General features: G+C 70.4%; 17 protein-coding genes. 7 read left to right on the top strand and 10 right to left on the bottom strand.

Going from position 1 to position 17,562, the window contains the following annotated elements; all coding sequences use genetic code 11:
* Positions 1-2: 2 nt before the first annotated feature.
* Together AC067N_RS13935 and AC067N_RS13930 are read right to left on the bottom strand one after the other, a co-directional pair.
* On the bottom strand, positions 3-581 hold the full coding sequence (locus AC067N_RS13935; RefSeq protein WP_478679104.1) for a TetR/AcrR family transcriptional regulator: 579 nt from the start codon (positions 579-581) through the stop codon (positions 3-5).
* A 92-nt stretch (positions 582-673) separates the two neighbouring features.
* Positions 674-952: a DUF397 domain-containing protein gene (locus tag AC067N_RS13930; protein ID WP_478679103.1), complete on the bottom strand. Its 279-nt coding sequence runs from the start codon at positions 950-952 to the stop codon at positions 674-676.
* Between the two features lie 111 nt (positions 953-1,063).
* Between AC067N_RS13930 and AC067N_RS13925 the strand changes: the two genes are divergently transcribed.
* Positions 1,064-2,071, top strand: coding sequence for a C40 family peptidase (locus AC067N_RS13925; protein WP_478679102.1), 1,008 nt, complete (start codon positions 1,064-1,066; stop codon positions 2,069-2,071).
* Positions 2,072-2,294: 223 nt separating this feature from the next.
* Positions 2,295-3,017 carry a phosphatase PAP2 family protein gene (locus AC067N_RS13920; protein WP_478679101.1) on the top strand — a complete coding sequence of 241 codons (723 nt, stop codon included), beginning with the start codon at positions 2,295-2,297 and terminating at the stop codon, positions 3,015-3,017.
* Between the two features lie 119 nt (positions 3,018-3,136).
* On the opposite strand, the gene AC067N_RS13915 is transcribed toward AC067N_RS13920, so the two are convergent.
* The gene (locus tag AC067N_RS13915) at positions 3,137-4,705 is read right to left on the bottom strand and encodes an FAD-binding oxidoreductase (protein ID WP_478679100.1); all 1,569 of its coding nucleotides are present in this window, start codon (positions 4,703-4,705) and stop codon (positions 3,137-3,139) included.
* 567 nt (positions 4,706-5,272) lie between these two features.
* Between AC067N_RS13915 and pstS the strand changes: the two genes are divergently transcribed.
* The 4 genes from pstS (at position 5,273) to pstB (ending at position 9,454) form a co-directional block, all read left to right on the top strand.
* Positions 5,273-6,400 carry a phosphate ABC transporter substrate-binding protein PstS gene (pstS, locus tag AC067N_RS13910; RefSeq protein WP_478679099.1) on the top strand — a complete coding sequence of 376 codons (1,128 nt, stop codon included), beginning with the start codon at positions 5,273-5,275 and terminating at the stop codon, positions 6,398-6,400.
* Positions 6,401-6,538: 138 nt separating this feature from the next.
* Positions 6,539-7,546 carry a phosphate ABC transporter permease subunit PstC gene (gene pstC, locus AC067N_RS13905; protein WP_478679098.1) on the top strand — a complete coding sequence of 336 codons (1,008 nt, stop codon included), beginning with the start codon at positions 6,539-6,541 and terminating at the stop codon, positions 7,544-7,546.
* A complete protein-coding gene (pstA, locus tag AC067N_RS13900) occupies positions 7,543-8,607 on the top strand; it encodes a phosphate ABC transporter permease PstA (protein ID WP_478679097.1) in 1,065 nt (354 codons plus the stop codon). The genes pstC and pstA overlap by 4 nt, the downstream gene beginning before the upstream one ends.
* A 70-nt stretch (positions 8,608-8,677) precedes the next feature.
* Positions 8,678-9,454: a phosphate ABC transporter ATP-binding protein PstB gene (gene pstB, locus AC067N_RS13895; protein WP_478679096.1), complete on the top strand. Its 777-nt coding sequence runs from the start codon at positions 8,678-8,680 to the stop codon at positions 9,452-9,454.
* A 154-nt stretch (positions 9,455-9,608) separates the two neighbouring features.
* Here the strand turns inward: pstB and AC067N_RS13890 are convergent, their stop codons facing one another.
* Entirely contained in the window at positions 9,609-10,607 is a 999-nt protein-coding gene (locus AC067N_RS13890; RefSeq protein ID WP_478679095.1) for an inorganic phosphate transporter, read from the bottom strand.
* A gap of 7 nt (positions 10,608-10,614) precedes the next feature.
* The gene (locus AC067N_RS13885) at positions 10,615-11,235 is read right to left on the bottom strand and encodes a DUF47 domain-containing protein (protein WP_478679094.1); all 621 of its coding nucleotides are present in this window, start codon (positions 11,233-11,235) and stop codon (positions 10,615-10,617) included.
* A gap of 188 nt (positions 11,236-11,423) precedes the next feature.
* Here AC067N_RS13885 and AC067N_RS13880 point away from each other — a divergent pair, with 188 nt between their 5' ends.
* On the top strand, positions 11,424-11,789 hold the full coding sequence (locus AC067N_RS13880) for a metal-sensitive transcriptional regulator (RefSeq protein ID WP_478679093.1): 366 nt from the start codon (positions 11,424-11,426) through the stop codon (positions 11,787-11,789).
* 95 nt (positions 11,790-11,884) lie between these two features.
* Here AC067N_RS13880 and AC067N_RS13875 read toward each other — a convergent pair whose 3' ends face one another.
* The 5 genes from AC067N_RS13875 to AC067N_RS13855 all read right to left on the bottom strand — a co-directional run bounded on the left by AC067N_RS13875 (position 11,885) and on the right by AC067N_RS13855 (position 17,290).
* The gene (locus tag AC067N_RS13875; RefSeq protein ID WP_478679139.1) at positions 11,885-12,055 is read right to left on the bottom strand and encodes a hypothetical protein; all 171 of its coding nucleotides are present in this window, start codon (positions 12,053-12,055) and stop codon (positions 11,885-11,887) included.
* 287 nt (positions 12,056-12,342) lie between these two features.
* Positions 12,343-13,164 (bottom strand): SCO4651 family lipoprotein, encoded by an 822-nt coding sequence (locus AC067N_RS13870; protein ID WP_478679092.1) that lies wholly within the window; start codon positions 13,162-13,164, stop codon positions 12,343-12,345.
* Positions 13,165-13,579: 415 nt separating this feature from the next.
* Complete coding sequence (locus AC067N_RS13865; RefSeq protein ID WP_478679091.1) at positions 13,580-13,993, bottom strand: NUDIX hydrolase; 414 nt, start codon at positions 13,991-13,993, stop codon at positions 13,580-13,582.
* Positions 13,990-15,078, bottom strand: a complete 1,089-nt coding sequence (locus tag AC067N_RS13860; protein WP_478679090.1) for a CHAD domain-containing protein — start codon at positions 15,076-15,078, stop codon at positions 13,990-13,992. Before AC067N_RS13860 ends, AC067N_RS13865 begins: the two co-directional genes overlap by 4 nt.
* Entirely contained in the window at positions 15,059-17,290 is a 2,232-nt protein-coding gene (locus AC067N_RS13855) for an RNA degradosome polyphosphate kinase (protein ID WP_478679138.1), read from the bottom strand. The genes AC067N_RS13860 and AC067N_RS13855 overlap by 20 nt, the downstream gene beginning before the upstream one ends.
* Positions 17,291-17,562 lie beyond the last annotated feature (272 nt).

Raw genomic sequence — 17,562 nt, 5'->3', positions numbered from 1 at the left:
GACTACCCGGCGGTGACGATGCGTTCCACCGCGGCCGTCACCAGGTGCTCCCGCTCGGCCTCCGAGAAGACGTCGGGGAGGGTGAGCTGTTCGACGATCAGCCAGTTCAGGGTGAGCATGAGGAGTTTGACGGCCATGGCGTCGCCGGGGAGGCCGGACGCCTCGTGGTAGGCGACGTTGGCTTCGACGTCCGCGCGGACGCGTTCGGTGAGGACCTTGCGGAGCTCGGGGCGGCGGGTCGCTTCCAGGCGGAGTTCGAGCAGTGCGAGGTAGCCGGTGCGGAAGGAGGCGACGCGGCCGACGAGTTCGCGCATCAGCTCCACGTACGTCTCCCGGTCACGGCCGGCGGCCCGCTGGCGGGCGATGGTGGCCTCGTCGGGCTGGAGCCGTTCGTAGACGCGGGCGCCGGCCTGGGTGAGGAGGTCGTCGCGGTTGGCGAAGTAGTTGGACGCGGTACCGGCCGGGACGGCGGCCTCGGCGTCCACCGCGCGGAAGGTGAGCCCGCGTGCGCCTTCCCTGGCCAGGACCTCGATCGCCGCGTCGACGAGGGCGGCGCGACGCTGGTCGTTCCGTCTCACCATTCACACCACTCCATGTGCAGTACTACGCTCTGGCCACTCCAGGCAGAGTACTGCGCGACCAGGGGCGATGGGGTCACCGGCCGACCCGGGCTCTAGCCGTCCGCCGCCCCCTTCGTCGGCTCGAACCCCTCCACCCCCGCCACGAAATGGTCGAACTCCCCTGCCTGGACGCCCAGGACGAACGCGTCCCACTTGCGGCGGTTGGTGGTGACGACGACGTCGGGGGCGCTGGTCTCGCGGATGTAGACGGGGGCCTCGGGGTCGTCCTCGCCGTCGCCCGCGCCGAAGGCCAGCTCGAACCAGGGGCCGGGGCCGGTGGCGTCCTCCGGGGCCGCGCGGATCCAGTCGAGGTCCGGTGGGATGTCGGGCATACGGGGTTCTCCTTGGGGACGAAGGGGACGGAGGGCCATGAGTGATCATTCCTAAGACGGAGGGCCGCCTCTACACTTACCGTCGGCGGACTCCCGGGCGGTGAGGGGCGGTTGACGGTGCGTAAGGCATGGATCGTGGTGATCTCCGCTGTCAGCGCCGGACTCGGGTTCGTCATGTTGCTGGTCGTCGGCGTCTACATGGTCGCCGGAAACCTCGCCAACGGGGTAGGCGGAAGGGCCGTCGGGCTGGCCAAGGGCGCCGTGCCGGCGGCGTACCAGCAACTGGTGCAGAAGTGGGGCAATCTGTGCGACGCCATCAATCCCGCGCTGCTGGCCGCCCAGCTGTATCAGGAGAGCGGGTTCAACCCGAAGGCGCAGAGCCCCGCCGCGGCCCAGGGGATCGCGCAGTTCATTCCGGGGACGTGGGCGGCGCACGGGCTGGACGGTGACGGGGACGGGGACCGTGATGTCTGGGACCCGAATGACGCGATTCCATCGGCCGCCTCGTACGACTGCAAGCTCGCGTCGTACGTGAAGGACGTACCCGGTGATCCGACCGCGAACATGCTCGCTTCCTACAACGCGGGCGCGTACGCCGTCATCAAGTACGGGGGTGTCCCGCCGTACAAGGAGACCCAGAACTACGTCAAGACGATCACCACGCTGTCGGAGAGTTTCGCCGCGCCCACGACCCGCGTCGACCCGAGCGAGCAGGCGGCGGGAGCCATCGCGTACGCGCAGAAGAAGCTCGGCACGCTCTACCTCTGGGGCGGCAACGGCACCGCTGACCAGGGTGGACGCTTCGACTGCTCGGGGCTGACCAAGGCGGCGTACGCGAGCGTCGGGATCACGCTGCCCCGGGTGGCGAACGATCAGTACAACGCCGGGCCGCACCCGTCGCGGGCTGAACTGCTGCCGGGCGATCTCGTCTTCTTCTCCGACGACCTCACCAACTCCCGGGCCATTCGGCACGTCGGCATCTATGTGGGGGGCGGATATATGATCAACGCCCCGCGGCCGGGTGCGGTCATCCGGTTCGACCCGATTGACACCCCCGACTACTTCGGGGCCACCAGGGTCACGGAAGATGGCGCGAAAGCGCTGCCCAAGACCGTCTGACGCGGCCGTAATTCTCCGTGAACCCCTGCCCTGAGCTGCGGCGACGCGTCTCTCTTCGGTAACGTCTGAGTGATCATTCAGTGGAGGGTGGAACGCATTGGGGAGAAGTGTGCGTTCCTAATTGACGTAGCGCGTTGACGCCTACGTACACCACGGGGGTGGCAACAGCGCGGCGCACGTACGGGTGCGGTCGCGGGAACGATGACGAAAGGGCCGCAGCACGATGGCTGGACTCGCCGCGCATGCCGCACTTGCCGCTGATTCCGGATCCAATCCCGACGTCGAGCTGCTCTACGACATCAACGGCCTGGCCAAGGCCGCGCCGACCTGGCTCGACCGGGTCATGGAGTTCGTCGGCGAGTACGGCCTGCTGTTCGCCATGGTGCTGCTGATCCTCGGGTGCTGGTGGGGTGTGCGCAAGCGCGGCGGCGAGGACGCGGCCTCGTCCGTGGCCGCGCTGGTGTGGGCGCCGCTGGCCGCCGGCATCGCCGTACTGGTCAACGTGCCGATACGCGGATTCGTCGAGCGGCCCCGGCCCTTCCTCGACCACGAGGGGCTGGAGGTGCTCGTCTCCGGCAAGACCGACTACTCCTTCGTGAGCGATCACGCGACCCTGATCATGGCGATGGGCGTCGGGCTCTTCCTCGCGAACCGCAGGTTCGGGCTGGTCGGACTGGTCGTCGCGCTGCTCGGCGGTTTCATCCGCGTGTACATGGGCGTGCACTACCCGACCGATGTGATCGGCGGCTTCGCGCTCGGCACCGCCGTCGCCCTGCTGCTCTCGCCGCTCGCCATGGCGCTGCTGACGCCGGTGACGAGGGCGATCGAGCGGTCGCCCCGGGTGGGGTGGATCGTCCGGGCGCGCGGGCGCGACGGACAGCGCGCGGTGATCCCGGGCGCGCGGGTGGAGACGTCCTCGGCGGAGGAGCGGGACCTGGCGGCGTAGCACCGCGAGCCGGACCCGGCGTACGAACGGCCCCCTCACCGCAAGCCGGTGAGGGGGCCGTCGTCATGACCGGGGCTCCCGCGACGGCGTGAGCGCCCCGGAGCGGGCCGCCTCAGGGGCTACAGCGCCTGCGGGAACGTGAAGAAGCGGTTCGGGTCGTACTTCTTCTTCAGGGTCGTCAGCCGGGCCGTGGCGTCGCCGTAGTACGCCTTCTTCCAGTCGGTGAGGGTCGGGTCGCTGTAGTTCTGGTACGCGGCGCCCGAGGCGTGGCGGGACATCGACTTGTGGGCGGTGTTCAGCCAGGACTGGGCGGCCGTGCCGGAGGTGCCGGCCCGCCAGGAGGCGATGTACTGGGCCAGCATCCGCGAGCGGCGGTGGACGAAGGCCGTCGCCGTCGGCGCGACCCGGTTCACCTGGCCGCCGAGCGCGGTGAGCGCGATGCTGCCGGCACCGCCCTTCACCCCGGTGATCTGGGTGAGCAGGGTCTGGATGCCGGCCGAGGAGATCGAACGGTCGAAGAAGTCCGAGCGGGCGGCGTACGTCTCGCGGCCCAGGGCGCCCTTGGGGGAGCGGCCGGGGGTCGTGCCGGGCAGATGGCACTGGGCGTCGTCGGCGAAGGACGAGCAGCCGGCGTAGCCCTCCATGGCGTCCTCGTACGTACGGCGCTTGAGGGAGACGCCGCGGGCCGGGGCGCCCACCCGGTCGGCGAGCCGGTCGACGGCGTTCTGCAGCTCGCCGTAGGTGCCGAGGGAGAAGGCGGCGACGGAGACCCTCGGGGTGCCGCCGGCGGCGTTCGAGATGTGGCAGGACGACCAGATCTCGTCGGGCTGGGCGGGGCCCCACTCCTGCCAGGCCCTCAGGACGGCGGCGGCCTTGGACCAGGGCCAGGTGAGGTACGCGGTGACGCCGGGCGGGGCCGCGTGGGTCTTGAAGCGGAGTTCGGTGACCACGCCGAAGTTGCCGTTCCCGGCGCCGCGCAGGGCCCAGAAGAGGTCCTTGTGGGTGGTGGCGTCGGCGACCAGCCGTTTGCCGTCCGCCGTGATGAGGGTGGCCTGGGTGAGGCTGTCGCAGGTCAGGCCGTAGGCGCGGGACGTCACGCCGTGGCCGCCGCCGAGGGTGAGGCCGGAGACGCCGACGGTGGGGCAGGAGCCGGCGGGGATGGTGACGCCCTTGGCGGCGAGCGCGCGGTAGACGTCGATGAGCTTCGCGCCGGCGCCGATCACGGCCTCGCCGCCGGAGGCGCGGACCTTGTTGAGCTTGGAGACGTCGACGATCAGACGGCCGTTGCCGGAGGACCAGCCGGCGTAGGAGTGGCCGCCGTTGCGTATCGCCACCCTGAGGTCGTGGGCCCTGGCGTAGGCGAGGGTGGTGCGGATGTCGTCGGGGTGGGCGACGTAGGCGACGGCGGTGGGCTTCAGGGTGTCGAAGCGGGTGTTGTAGAGCTGGCGGGCCGTGGTCCAGGCCTTGTCGCCGGGGCGGACGAGGGGGCCGTCGAGGTCGCGGGCGAGGGCGGACCAGTTGGCCGCGGTGGGCTTCCCGCCCGCGCGCGTGGCCGTCGTCGTGGTCGTCCGGAGGGAGGCGTTCGTGGCCGTGGCCGAGGCGTCGGAGCCGCCGCCGGAGGTGCAGGCCGAGGTGGTCAGTGCGGTGAGTGCGGCCGCACCGCCGCCGATGAACGTACGCCGTTCCATGTGCGCCTCCCGGTGCGCCGCGATGTGGGGTCGTGAGACGAGACGGGCGTGGGTGGGGGTGGGGTTCCCTCAGCCGCGGGTGCGGGTGCGGGTGCGGGATCGGGTTCGGGATCGGGTTCGGGTTCGGGTTCGTCGTGGTGGCTTCGCGTGAGTCCGCGACGCCGTGGGCAAGGCTGCGGTGGACGTGTCTGGTATGCGTGGAGTTTCCTTTTGTTGGGGATTAGTGACCCCGTTAACTGCACATGTGCTGTTCGGTCCTGGAGTGGAGGGTGACTGTGCGAGGGGGTGTCCGGTCCAGGGGGCGGCGGGCTCCGTGAGCATTCCGTTACCTCACCGCACTGTCGGCAGGGGTTCACTCGTCGTTCACTTCCGTCCATCGGCGGCTTCACCTGATCTGCCTAATTTCGGCCTTACCCGGTGCGGGACGCGAGCCGAGAACACGGCCTCTCATCCCGTGACGACAGCAGCCTGAGGGGCGACAGGTGCCCGCAAGAGCACTCCCGAGGCTGATACGACGACTTCGCACGCCGCCATGTGGACGGCGGCTCCTGGAAGGAACTCCCGAAAGTGAAGCTTCAGCGCAAGAACCGGCTGCGCGCCCTTTCTCTCGGTGCTGTCGCCGTCACCGGCGCCCTGACCCTGACGGCTTGTGGGTCGGACGACACGGGCGGCAACACCGCGGGCGACAGCACGGCGTCGGCCAACAGCAAGATCGACTGCGGCGACGCCAAGGGCCAGCTGCTGGCCGACGGCTCCTCCGCGCAGAAGAACGCCATCGACGCCTGGGTCAAGCAGTACACGGCCTCCTGCAAGAGCGTCCAGATCAACTACAAGGGCAGCGGTTCGGGCGCCGGCATCACCGCGTTCACCCAGGGCCAGGTCGCCTTCGCCGGCTCCGACTCCGCGCTGAAGCCGGAAGAGGTCACCGCCTCCAAGAAGGTCTGCTCCGGCGGCCAGGGCATCGACCTGCCGATGGTGGGCGGCCCGATCGCGGTCGGCTATAACGTCCCGGGCGTCGACAGCCTGGTCCTGGACGCCAAGACCCTCGCGCTGATCTTCGACAGCAAGATCACCAACTGGAACGACAAGGCCATCGCGGCGCTGAACCCCGACGCGAAGCTCCCCGACCTCAAGATCCAGCCGTACCACCGCTCGGACGAGTCCGGCACCACGGACAACTTCACCAAGTACCTGATCGCCGCCGCTCCCGACCAGTGGAAGTACGAGGGCGGCAAGGCCTGGCAGGCCAAGGGCGGTCAGTCCGCGCAGGGCTCCTCCGGTGTCGCCCAGGGCGTGAAGGAGACCGAGGGCGCGATCTCCTACATGGAGCTCTCGTACGCCAAGGACGGCATGAGCACGGTCGACATCAAGACCGAGGCCGCCGAGCCGGTCAAGGCGACCGTCGAGAACGCCACCAAGGCCATCTCCGAGGCCCAGGTCGTGGGCACCGGCAAGGACCTCGCGCTGAAGCTGAACTACACGCCGACCGCCGAGGGCGCCTACCCGATCACCCTGGTCACCTACGAGATCGTCTGTGACAAGGGCAACAAGGCGGACACCCTGCCCGCCACCAAGTCCTTCCTCGGCTACATCGCCAGCGAGGACGGCCAGGCGCTGCTCGCCGACGCCGGCTACGCCCCGATGCCCGAGGAGATCATCACCAAGGTCCGCAGCACCATCTCGGACCTGAGCTGACCTGAGTGCGGCCCGGCCCCCACCGGGACCGGGCCGCACCGTCCGGTGCACCGCCGCCAGGAGCCGTCCCGCCACCGCGGGCGGCTCCGCCCCGAGTCGACGTCCCCGCGACGACGGCTCCGCAGACCGGAGAACCTGATGGACATATCCACGACCAAAGACACCCCACTTCCCTCCACGCCACCGCCCCCCGCCAAGGAGGCGAAGCGCGCCGCGCGCGGCGCCACCCGCCCCGGCGACCGCATCTTCCTCGGGCTCTCCCGCGGCTCCGGCATCTTCCTGCTGGCGATCATGGCGGCCATCGCGGTGTTCCTCAGCTACCGGGCCGCACTCGCGATCAGCCAGGACGAGGGCAACTTCTTCACCACCTTCGAGTGGAACCCCACCGGCACCCCGCCGGTCTTCGGCATCGCGGTGCTGGCCTTCGGCACCATCGTGTCGTCGGTCATCGCGATGGCCATCGCGGTCCCGGTCGCCGTCGGTATCGCCCTGTTCATCACGCACTACGCCCCGCGCAGGCTGGGCGGCCCCATCGCGTACGTGGTCGACCTGCTCGCCGCCGTCCCGTCCATCGTGTACGGCCTCTGGGGCGCCCTCGTGCTCGTACCGCAGCTCGACGGCCTCTACGGCTGGCTGAACGACTACCTCGGCTGGACCGGCATCTTCGAATGGCAGGGCGGCGCCCCCCGTTCGATGCTCACCGTCGGCATCCTGCTCGCGATCATGATCCTGCCGATCATCACCAACGTGAGCCGCGAGGTCTTCCGCCAGGTCCCGCAGATGCACGAGGAGGCCGCGCTCGCCCTCGGCGCCACCCGCTGGGAGGTCATCCGCATGGCGGTCCTGCCCTTCGGGCGCTCCGGTGTCATCTCCGCCTCGATGCTCGGTCTGGGCCGTGCCCTCGGCGAGACGATGGCCGTCGCGATGGTCCTGTCCTCCAGCTTCGAGATCAACCTCAGCCTGCTCGACCCGGGCGGCGGCACCTTCGCCCAGAACATCGCCAGCAAGTTCAGCGAGGCCACCGAGATGGGCCGGGACGCGCTCATCGCCTCCGGTCTGGTCCTGTTCGTCATCACCCTGCTGGTCAACGGCGCGGCCCGCCTGATCATCGCCCGCCGCAAGGAGTTCTCGGGGGCCAACGCATGAGCAACGCAACTCTCTCCGACAGGCGCCCCAGCTCCCTGCGCGCCGCGTCCCTGCCCAAGTGGTTCTCCTGGGCGGTCGCCGCCGCCTCGGTCGGCCTGGGCCTCGGCATCTCGGCCGCGCTGGGCCTGGAGAGCTCCATCCAGTGGGCCCTCATCGCCGGAGTCCTCTTCGTCGCCGGGACGTTCGGCATCGCCGCCCGCGTCGAGGGCAAGCGACAGGCCAAGGACCGGGTCGCCACCAGCGTCGTCTGGGTCGCGTTCCTCCTCGCCGTCGCCCCGCTGGCCTCCCTCGTCTGGGAGACGGTCAGCCGCGGGGTGAAGGTCCTCGACATGTACTTCCTCACGCACTCGATGGGCGTGGTCGCCGACACCGAGCCGGGCGGCGGCATCTACCACGCCATCCTCGGCACCCTGGAGCAGGTCGGCCTCGCCACCCTGATCTCCGTGCCGATCGGTGTGCTGACCGCGATCTACCTCGTCGAGTACGGCCGCGGCAACCTCGCCAAGGCCGTCACCTTCTTCGTCGACGTCATGACGGGTGTCCCGTCGATCGTCGCGGGTCTGTTCATCCTCAGTACCTGGATCCTGATCCTGGGCATGGGCCCCTCCGGCTTCGCCGGCGCGATGGCGCTGACCATCCTGATGCTGCCGGTCGTCGTCCGCTCCACCGAGGAGATGCTCAAGCTCGTCCCGAACGAGCTGCGCGAGGCATCCCTGGCCCTCGGCGTGCCGAAGTGGCGCACCATCCTCAAGGTGGTGCTCCCGACCGCGATCGGTGGTATCACGACAGGTGTGATGCTCGCGGTCGCCCGTATCGCCGGTGAGACCGCCCCGGTCCTGCTGCTGGTGTGGGGTTCCAACTTCATCAACACGAACCCCTTCACCGACCCGCAGGCGTCGCTGCCGATGTACATCTATCTGCAGTACGCCAACAGCGGCGGCTCCGGAGCGGCGTACGACCGTGCGTGGGCGGCGGCCCTGACGCTCATCGCCTTCATCATGATCCTGAACCTGGCGGCCCGCGGCATCGCCCGCTGGAAGGCTCCCAAGACCGGTCGCTGACGCGGCCATACAGCGACCAGTTCCCCAGCGAATTCCCCGCGAATTCCTCGCGAAAGAAGCAGTGATTCACATGGCCAAGCGAATCGACGTCAGCGGCCTCAACGCCTATTACGGTTCCTTCCGGGCCATCGAGGACATCTCGATGACCGTCGAGCCCCGCACCGTGACGGCCTTCATCGGCCCCTCCGGCTGCGGCAAGTCCACCTTCCTGCGCACCCTGAACCGGATGCACGAGGTCACGCCGGGTGGCCGCGTCGAGGGCAAGGTCATGCTCGACGACGAGGACCTGTACGGCGCCGGGGTCGACCCGGTGTCGGTGCGGCGTGAGGTCGGCATGGTCTTCCAGCGCCCGAACCCGTTCCCGACGATGTCGATCTACGACAACGTGGCGGCCGGCCTGAAGCTCGTCGGCAGCAAGAAGAAGTCCGAGATGGACGACGTCGTCGAGAAGTCCCTCAAGGGGGCGAACCTCTGGAACGAGGTCAAGGACCGCCTGGGCAAGCCGGGCTCCGGCCTCTCCGGCGGGCAGCAGCAGCGGCTCTGCATCGCCCGGGCGATCGCGGTCGAGCCGAAGGTGCTGCTCATGGACGAGCCCTGTTCGGCCCTGGACCCGATCTCCACCCTCGCCATCGAGGACCTCATCGGTGAGCTGAAGGAACGGTTCACGATCGTCATCGTGACGCACAACATGCAGCAGGCGGCGCGTGTCTCGGACCGTACGGCGTTCTTCAACCTGGCGGCCGTCGGGCAGCCGGGCAAGCTGATCGAGATCGACGACACCGAGCGGATCTTCTCCAACCCGTCGGTGCAGGCCACGGAGGACTACATCTCCGGCCGCTTCGGCTAGGCCGGTCTGCGGGTGCCGGAGCCGCCGTCCCGGCTCCGCCCCGCCCCCAGGACCCCTCGTGGCGCTGCATGGCGGTGCCGCCACGAGGTAGGTAAAGGGCCCGTCCCCCGGCTCCCGGGGGACGGGCCCGCGCCCTTTTCGGACGGTGTTCCCGTCAGAGGAACGCCAGGTTCACGATCCAGAAGCTGGTCGCGGCCACCAGGGCGGCCGCCGGCATGGTGATGAACCAGCCGAGGATGATGTTCTTGGCGACGCCCCAGCGGACCGCGTTCACCCGCTTCGTGGCGCCGACGCCCATGATCGCCGAGGTGATGATGTGGGTCGTCGAGATGGGGGCCTTGAAGATGAAGGCCGTGATGAACATGATCGACGCGCCGGTGGTCTCGGCGGCGAAGCCCTGCGGCGGGTCGAGTTCGATGATCTTCCGGCCCAGGGTGCGCATGATGCGCCAGCCGCCCGCGTACGTGCCGAGGGACAGCATGACCGCGCAGGCGATCTTCACCCAGACCGGGATCGGGTCGCCGTAGTCCTCGACGTCCGCGATGACCAGGGCCATCACCACGATGCCCATCGTCTTCTGGGCGTCCTGGAGACCGTGGCCGAGGGCCATACCGGCAGCCGACACGGTCTGCGCTATACGGAAGCCGCGCTTGGCCTTGTGCGGGTTGGAGCGGCGGAAGATCCACATGATCGCCGCCATCACCAGATAGCCGACGACCAGGCCGACCACCGGGGAGACGAACATCGGGATGACGACCTTCTCCAGCACACCGGACCAGTAGACCGTCGTCCCGCCGGCCAGGGCCGCGCCCACCATGCCGCCGAACAGCGCGTGGGAGGACGAGGACGGCAGACCGAAGTACCAGGTGATCAGGTTCCAGGTGATCGCGCCGACGAGGGCCGCGAAGAGGATGCCCATCCCCTTCGAGCCCTCCGGGGTGGAGATCAGCCCTTCGCTGACCGTCTTGGCGACCCCGCTGCCCAGGAAGGCGCCGATCAGGTTCATGACCGCAGCCATGGCGAGCGCGGCACGCGGGGTGAGCGCACGGGTCGACACCGAGGTCGCGATCGCGTTCGCGGAGTCGTGGAAGCCGTTGGTGTACGTGAAGAAGAGCGCGACCCCGATGGTCACGACCAGAGCGAAGGTGTCCATGAAGGGCTCAGGACTCCTTGACCGCGATGGTCTCCACCGTGTTCGCCACGTGCTCGAAGGCGTCCGCGGCCTCTTCCAGCACGTCCACGATCTGCTTGAGCTTCAGGACCTCGATGGCGTCGTACTTGCCGCTGAAGAGATAGGCGAGCAGCTTGCGGTGGATCTGGTCCGCCTGGTTCTCCAGCCGGTTCACCTCGATCCAGTACTCGGTGAGGTTGTCCATCGTGCGGAGGTTGGGCATGGCCTCGGCGGTCAGCTCGGCCGCGCGCGCCAGGACCTCGATCTGCCGCTCGACGCCCTTCGGCAGCTCCTCGACGTTGTAGAGGACGACCAGGTCGACGGCCTCCTCCATGAAGTCCATGATGTCGTCGAGGGAGGACGCGAGGGAGTAGATGTCCTCGCGGTCGAACGGCGTGATGAACGAGGAGTTCAGCTGGTGGAAGATCGCGTGGGTGGCGTCGTCACCGGCGTGCTCCGCTGCCCGCATGCGCTCCGCGATCTCGGCCCGGGCGGACGTGTCCGCCCCGAGCAGTTCCATCAGGAGCTTCGAGCCCGTGACGATGTTGTCCGCGGAGGCGGCGAACATGTCGTAGAAGCTCGTCTCCCTGGGGGTCAGACGAAAGCGCACAAGGGGTCCTCGGGGTGCATCGGTTTCGGTCAGGCTGATGCTAAGTGCATCATCCGGCCACGGCTAATGGGCCGTCCCCCAGTGTCGCCCATCGGCCACGGCGGTCGGCAGGGGGGCCGCCCGCAGGCCGTATACCCGCCAAAGTTCGGTACGATATACCCAGTAGGGGTATATGTCTGGAGGACGCGATGACGACCACCGGGGCCGGCGCGGAAGCGCCCTCCGTCGCAGACGCCGTGGAGCCGCCCGTCGTGACCGACCACGACCGCGGAATCCATGGGTATCACCAGCAGAAGGACGAGCATCTCAAGCGTCTGAGGCGCATCGAGGGCCAGATCCGAGGGCTCCAGCGGATGGTCGACGAGGATGTCTACTGCATCGACATACTCACGCAGGTCTCCGCCTCCACCAAGGCCCTGCAGTCCTTCGCGCTGCAACTGCTGGAGGAACACCTGCGGCACTGCGTCGCCGACGCGGCCCTCAAGGGGGGTGCCGAGGTCGACGCGAAGGTGGAGGAGGCCACGAAGGCGATCGGCCGGCTGCTGCGGACCTGAGCGTCCGCGCGGCTCCCGGGTGATCGATTTTCGGCCACCGTCCGCGTTCCGACGGCTCCCGTGCCGCGCCGGCTGGGGGCCGTCGCCATGACGGACTACGGGCCGTCCTGCGCCCGTTCTTCCCGTACGCGGAGGACTTCGTCGATGCGGTCGGGGCTCAGGCGGTCCCCGTCGGTGGCCGAGGCGGCGATGATGAGTTCACCGCAGAGCTCGATCTCGGCGAGGGCCACGTGGTCATGAACAGCCGTACCGCCTGCCGGAGCCACGCGCATCACCTCTTCTCGGCCGTCACCCTCAGGGCTGTCCCGTGATCCCCGGTGGATCGGCGCGCGGCGTCGGATGCGGTGCATCGCGGGGCGGGGGAGCGTCCGCGTACTGGATGTATGCGGGCGTTCCGACAACGCGGCGAGGTGCCGTAGCCGGCGTCGCGCGCCCGCCGGGGGTGACGGGACAACCCTTAGGGTAGGCAGCGGCCCACGGAACGCGCATGGCACCAACGGACCATTTCCGGCCCCCCGCTGTCCCCCAGGGCCCCGGACTCCGGTCGTCCTGATCACTCCGCGATCTTCCCGGCGTAGATGTCCTCCGGCTCCGGCAGTTGTACGGCGACATGGACGCCGAAGTCGTACAGCAGCGTCGTCGAGGCGACGACCACCGTGCCCTGCTGCCGGCCGTTGACGAAGCTGAACCGGTGGCGGACCTTGCGGATCCGGCCCTCGTCGTCGAGGTACGCGTCGAAGGGGACCCGGGCGGTGGCGAACCCCCGGGCCGCGGCGCGCAGCGGGGCCCGGTTGCCCTCGGAGGCGGCACGGGAGGCGGCGGCGAGGTCGGCGGTGCCGCGGTAGTGGCGGACGGGGATGCCCTCGATCTCGGCCCGCCCGACGTAGGTCGCGGTGCGCGTGCCGCGCAGGACCTCGGCGGCGGCGAACGGGTCGGTGGCGCCGCCGGTGACCAGGTTGCCGTCGGAGAGGGTGCCGGTGTCGACGCGGACCCACTTGTCGGCGGGGACGCCCGCGCCCCGGTTCTTCATGAACAGGGCACCGGGGGCGAGGAGTTCGGTGATGGGGCGGTGCTCGCTGGTGCCCGCGGGGTCCTGCGGCAGCATCACCTTCAGCCGGCCGAGCTGTCTGCCGTAGTCGTAGACGCCCTCGCCGTGGATGCTGACACGGGTGCCGCCGGTGGCCATCTCCATCTCCGTGCGGGTCTTGGAGCTGCCCGCGCGGACGAGGGTGGGGGCGGCGCGGTGGAGGAGTTCGACGGGGTCGGAGGGGACGGCGTCGTCACCGGCGACGCCGGGGGCACAGCCCAGGGGGAAGACCATCAGTCCCGCCGCGACGACCACCGATCCCGCCCTGCCGCGCCGCCGCGTCACCATCGCCCGCAAACCCCCTGGCCGGTCCGTACCGGGTCCTCCTGCCGTCCGGGTTAACGACGGCTACGGGCGGTCGTCACGCGGGGGCCGGAGGGGCCGGGGCGGGGGGGAAGGGAGCGGAGTTGGGGAGACGTTCATCTGTCCTGGGTAACGTCATCGATGTGGCACAGCACGACGAGGCGGTATTACCGCAGGAGCACCGCACGACGACCGTCGAACAGGGCCGCTTCTGCGTGGCCCGCTGCTCGTGCGGCTGGCGCGGCCCGGCCCGCAGGGCCCGCAGCCTGGCCCGGACCGACGCCGAGGGCCACGCGGGCGGGGGGTGAGGGGGCGCCCGGCGCGAAAGGGCCCGGGGCAGGTCCGCGGCCGAGGACCGTGCGGCGCCCGGAAGGCCGTACGGGTCGTGCGCGGTCGGCGGTCAGGCGTGGCGGAGCGCCGCCAGGAACTCGTCGACCAGTTCCTGGTCGCGGGGCTGGGTGAGACGGGCGCGGGCCTCGGCCGGGTCCAGCCAGAGCACCCGGTCCACCTCACGGCTGGGGGTGAAGTCGCCGCCGGTCGCCTCGGCCGCCCAGTAACTCACCTGCTTGGCGCGTCCGCCCACGAAGTAGTGGGTCGAGGGCAGGCGCGGGCCGGGCTCGCAGCGGTACCCGGTCTCCTCCTCGACCTCGCGCAGCGCCCCCTCGAGGGGGGCCTCGCCGCGCTTCAGCTTCCCCTTGGGGTGCGACCAGTCGTCGTACTTCGGCCGGTGGACCAGGCAGATCTCCAGGTCTCCGGCGGCGGGGGAACGGCGCCACAGGACACAGCCCGCCGCGTTGATGACATCACCGCTCATGACGTACTCACCGCCTCCTTCTGCCAGGACTGCTGGAACGCGAAGCGGGCCGCCTCGACCTCGTGGCGTTGGTCGGCGTGCAGGACACCGAGGGCGTAGGCCGTGGCCGGGGCGATCCGGGGGGTGCGGGCGGCGGCCGCCGCCGCGGAGGCCGCCTCGGAGGCGTCGCGGTGGCGGTTGAGGGCGTCACCGGCCGCGAGGAGCCGGACGTCCACGGGGACGGCCTGGGGGTGGAGGACCTCCAGGGCGTAGCGGTGGAGGCGCAGCAGGAGCCGGACCTGGTGCCAGGGGGCGTCCTGGGGGTGGGGGGCGGTGTCGGGGGAGAGGCCGTGGACGAGGGCCTCGGCGTTGTAGGGGTGGCCGGCGGTCAGCAGGGGCAGGCCGGCGACCGCGTCACGGAGGCGGTCGTGCGCCGCGGCGGCCAGGGGCCGCAGGTCCGCGGCGGTCGCGGTGGGGGTGAGGGGGACCTCGCTGGCGAGGACGGCGAGGCTGTCGGCGACGGCGTGGAAGCGGGAGGAGCCGAGGGCCTGGAGGGCCGCCGAGTGGGCCCGGGTGCGGGCGAGGGTGAGCTGGCGGTCGAGGAGGGCGCCCGCCTTCGCGGCGCCGACGGTGAGGTTGCCGCGGTCGGGGGTGGCCGGGGGGCGGGCGCCGGTGCCGCCGGGCCCCGCGCGTTCCGCCCCGGCGGTGCGGCCCGCCAGGGCGGGGCCGGCCGGGGAGGGGAACCCGCCGGCGGCTCCGGACAGCCGGTTAAGGGCCGCCACCAGGCGCTCCAGCCGGGCCGCGTAGGCGTGCTCGCGGCCCAGGGTCCCCGACAGCCAGGCCAGTTCGGGGCGGAGGGACTCCGACCAGTCCGCGTCGAGCAGGGGGCGGAAGGTGTGAAGGGTGCCGCTGATGCGGCGGGCCGAGCGGCGCAGGGCGAGCGCCGCGTCGGTGGACTCCTCGGCTCCGGATGCCGCGCCCCCACCGGTCTCCCGGTGGGTGCGCAGCGCGCGGAGGAACTCGGTGGCCTGGGTCCGCAGATACCCGGCGAGGGCGTCGGCGGCGACGGCCGTGGAGTTCGCGGGGTCAAGGTGTCGCTGTGCCACGCCGGCGCCTCCGGGCGTCAATGAGCATCTCCTGGACGTTGCGCAGGGGCTGGCCGTCCGTGTCGGTCGAGTGCCGGGTCCACTCGCCGTCGGGGCCGAGGTGCCAGGAGGAGGTCGTGTCGGACATACCGGTCTCCAGCAGGCGGTTGAGGGCCGCCCGGTGGGCCGGGTCGGTGACTCGTACGAGGGCCTCGATCCGGCGGTCGAGGTTGCGGTGCATCATGTCGGCGCTGCCGATCCACACCTCGGGCTCACCGCCGTTGCCGAAGGCGAAGATCCGGGAGTGTTCGAGGAAGCGGCCGAGGACGGAGCGGACGCGGACGTTCTCCGAGAGGCCGGGGACGCCCGGTCGTACCGCGCAGATGCCGCGCACCCAGATGTCGACCGGCACCCCGGCCTGCGAGGCCCGGTAGCAGGCGTCGATCAGGGCCTCGTCGACCATCGAGTTGACCTTGATGCGGACGTACGCGGGACGTCCGGCGCGGTGGTGCTGGACCTCCTTGCTGATGCGGGCGATCAGTCCGTCGCGCAGGGACTTGGGGGCGACGAGGAGCCGGCGGTACGTCTCGCGGCGGGAGTAGCCGGAGAGCCGGTTGAACAGGTCGGAGAGGTCCGCGCCGACCTGCTGGTCCGCCGTCAGCAGGCCCAGGTCCTCGTAGAGGCGGGCCGTCTTCGGGTGGTAGTTGCCGGTGCCGACGTGGCTGTAGCGGCGCAGGGTCTCGCCCTCCTGGCGGACCACCAGGGACAGCTTGCAGTGGGTCTTCAGGCCGACCAGGCCGTAGACGACGTGGCAGCCCGACTCCTCCAGCTTGCGGGCCCACTTGATGTTGGCCTGCTCGTCGAAGCGGGCCTTGATCTCGACCAGGACGAGGACCTGCTTGCCGGACTCGGCGGCGTCGATCAGCGCGTCCACGATCGGGGAGTCGCCGGAGGTCCGGTACAGGGTCTGCTTGATGGCGAGGACGTCCGGGTCGGCGGCCGCCTGCTCCAGGAACGCCTGGACGGAGGTGGAGAAGCTGTCGTACGGGTGGTGCAGCAGGACGTCCCGCTCGCGCAGGGCGGCGAAGATGTCGGGCGGCGACGCCGACTCGACCTCGGCCAGGTCGCGGTGGGTGCCGGCGATGAACTTGGGGTACTTCAGCTCGGGCCGGTCCAGGGCGCCGATGCCGAAGAGACCGGTGAGGTCGAGGGGGCCCGGCAGCGGGTACACCTCGGCCTCGGAGATCTTCAGCTCGCGGACCAGCAGGTCGAGGACGTACCGGTCGATGGACTCCTCGACCTCCAGGCGCACCGGCGGCCCGAAGCGGCGCCGCATCAGCTCCTTCTCCAGCGCCTGGAGAAGGTTCTCGGCGTCGTCCTCCTCGACCTCCAGGTCCTCGTTGCGGGTGAGGCGGAAGGCGTGGTGCTCCAGCACCTCCATGCCCGGGAACAGCTCCTCCAGGTGGGCCGCGATCACGTCCTCGATCGGGACGTAGCGGCTGGGGGAGGCCTCCAGGAAGCGGGAGAGCAGCGGCGGCACCTTCACCCGGGCGAAGTGCCGGTGGCCGGAGACCGGGTTGCGGACGACCACGGCCAGGTTCAGCGACAGGCCCGAGATGTACGGGAAGGGGTGCGCCGGGTCCACGGCGAGCGGGGTGAGGACCGGGAAGATCTGGTGCCGGAAGAGCGTGAACAGGCGGGCCTGCTCCTTCTCGGTCAGCTCGCCCCAGCGGACCACGTGGATGCCCTCCTCGGCGAGCGCCGGGGCGATGTCCTCGTGGAAGCACGCGGCGTGCCGGGCCATCAGCTCACGGGAGCGGGCCCAGATCATCTCCAGCACCTCGCGGGGCTGGAGGCCGGAGGCGGACTTGGTGGCGACGCCGGTGGCGATACGGCGCTTCAGGCCGGCCACCCGGACCATGAAGAACTCGTCCAGGTTGCTGGCGAAGATCGCCAGGAACTTGGCCCGCTCCAGCAGGGGCGTGTTCGGGTCCTCGGCGAGCTCCAGGACCCGCTCGTTGAACGCGAGCCAGCTGCGCTCCCGGTCGAGGAAGCGGTTCTGCGGCAGGCGGTCGCCGTCGTACGGGGCCTCCTCGTAGGCGTCGAGGTCGGCGTCCATGTCGGGTTCGAGATCGGAGACCACGGCCGCCACCGTGTGCGGGCGGTGCGCGGCTATGGAGCCGACGGACGGCTGCGCGTGCTGGACCTGTGCCTGGGCATTCGACTGGCTCATACCACCATTGTTCCGCGCCGCGAGCATCACAGGCGCGTCGGAGAGAGCCGGCGGGAGCGCGGCGGCGTTCCCGGCGATGTCCGCGTCGATCCGCGCGACGACGTCGTCGGTGGTGCCGGAGCGCACGGAGGGCGCCGCGGGGCCCGTGGTGGTGGCCGCGGGAGCGCCCCTCCCCGCGCTCTTCCCGTTGCTTGGGCCGTTGCGTGGGGGTGGCGAGGGCTCGGGCACGACGGGGTTCATTGCGGAAGCGTCGCAAGGTCGTCTGAATCACC

It is taken from the genome of Streptomyces sp. NPDC042364, assembly GCF_056437585.1.
The sequence above is the reverse complement of the archived record's forward strand: the minus strand, read 5'-3'. Positions and strand labels throughout refer to the sequence as shown.

Excerpts from the sequence above, each read along its gene's own strand:
- AC067N_RS13935 (WP_478679104.1), bottom strand. The coding sequence starts at position 581 with ATGGTGAGACGGAACGACCAGCGTCGCGCCGCCCTCGTCGACGCGGCG.
- AC067N_RS13930 (WP_478679103.1), bottom strand. The coding sequence starts at position 952 with ATGCCCGACATCCCACCGGACCTCGACTGGATCCGCGCGGCCCCGGAG.
- AC067N_RS13920 (WP_478679101.1), top strand. The coding sequence starts at position 2,295 with ATGGCTGGACTCGCCGCGCATGCCGCACTTGCCGCTGATTCCGGATCC.
- AC067N_RS13915 (WP_478679100.1), bottom strand. The coding sequence starts at position 4,705 with ATGGAACGGCGTACGTTCATCGGCGGCGGTGCGGCCGCACTCACCGCA.
- pstC (WP_478679098.1), top strand. The coding sequence starts at position 6,539 with ATGGACATATCCACGACCAAAGACACCCCACTTCCCTCCACGCCACCG.
- pstA (WP_478679097.1), top strand. The coding sequence starts at position 7,543 with ATGAGCAACGCAACTCTCTCCGACAGGCGCCCCAGCTCCCTGCGCGCC.
- pstB (WP_478679096.1), top strand. The coding sequence starts at position 8,678 with ATGGCCAAGCGAATCGACGTCAGCGGCCTCAACGCCTATTACGGTTCC.
- AC067N_RS13890 (WP_478679095.1), bottom strand. The coding sequence starts at position 10,607 with ATGGACACCTTCGCTCTGGTCGTGACCATCGGGGTCGCGCTCTTCTTC.
- AC067N_RS13880 (WP_478679093.1), top strand. The coding sequence starts at position 11,424 with ATGACGACCACCGGGGCCGGCGCGGAAGCGCCCTCCGTCGCAGACGCC.
- AC067N_RS13870 (WP_478679092.1), bottom strand. The coding sequence starts at position 13,164 with ATGGTGACGCGGCGGCGCGGCAGGGCGGGATCGGTGGTCGTCGCGGCG.
- AC067N_RS13865 (WP_478679091.1), bottom strand. The coding sequence starts at position 13,993 with ATGAGCGGTGATGTCATCAACGCGGCGGGCTGTGTCCTGTGGCGCCGT.
- AC067N_RS13855 (WP_478679138.1), bottom strand. The coding sequence starts at position 17,290 with ATGAGCCAGTCGAATGCCCAGGCACAGGTCCAGCACGCGCAGCCGTCC.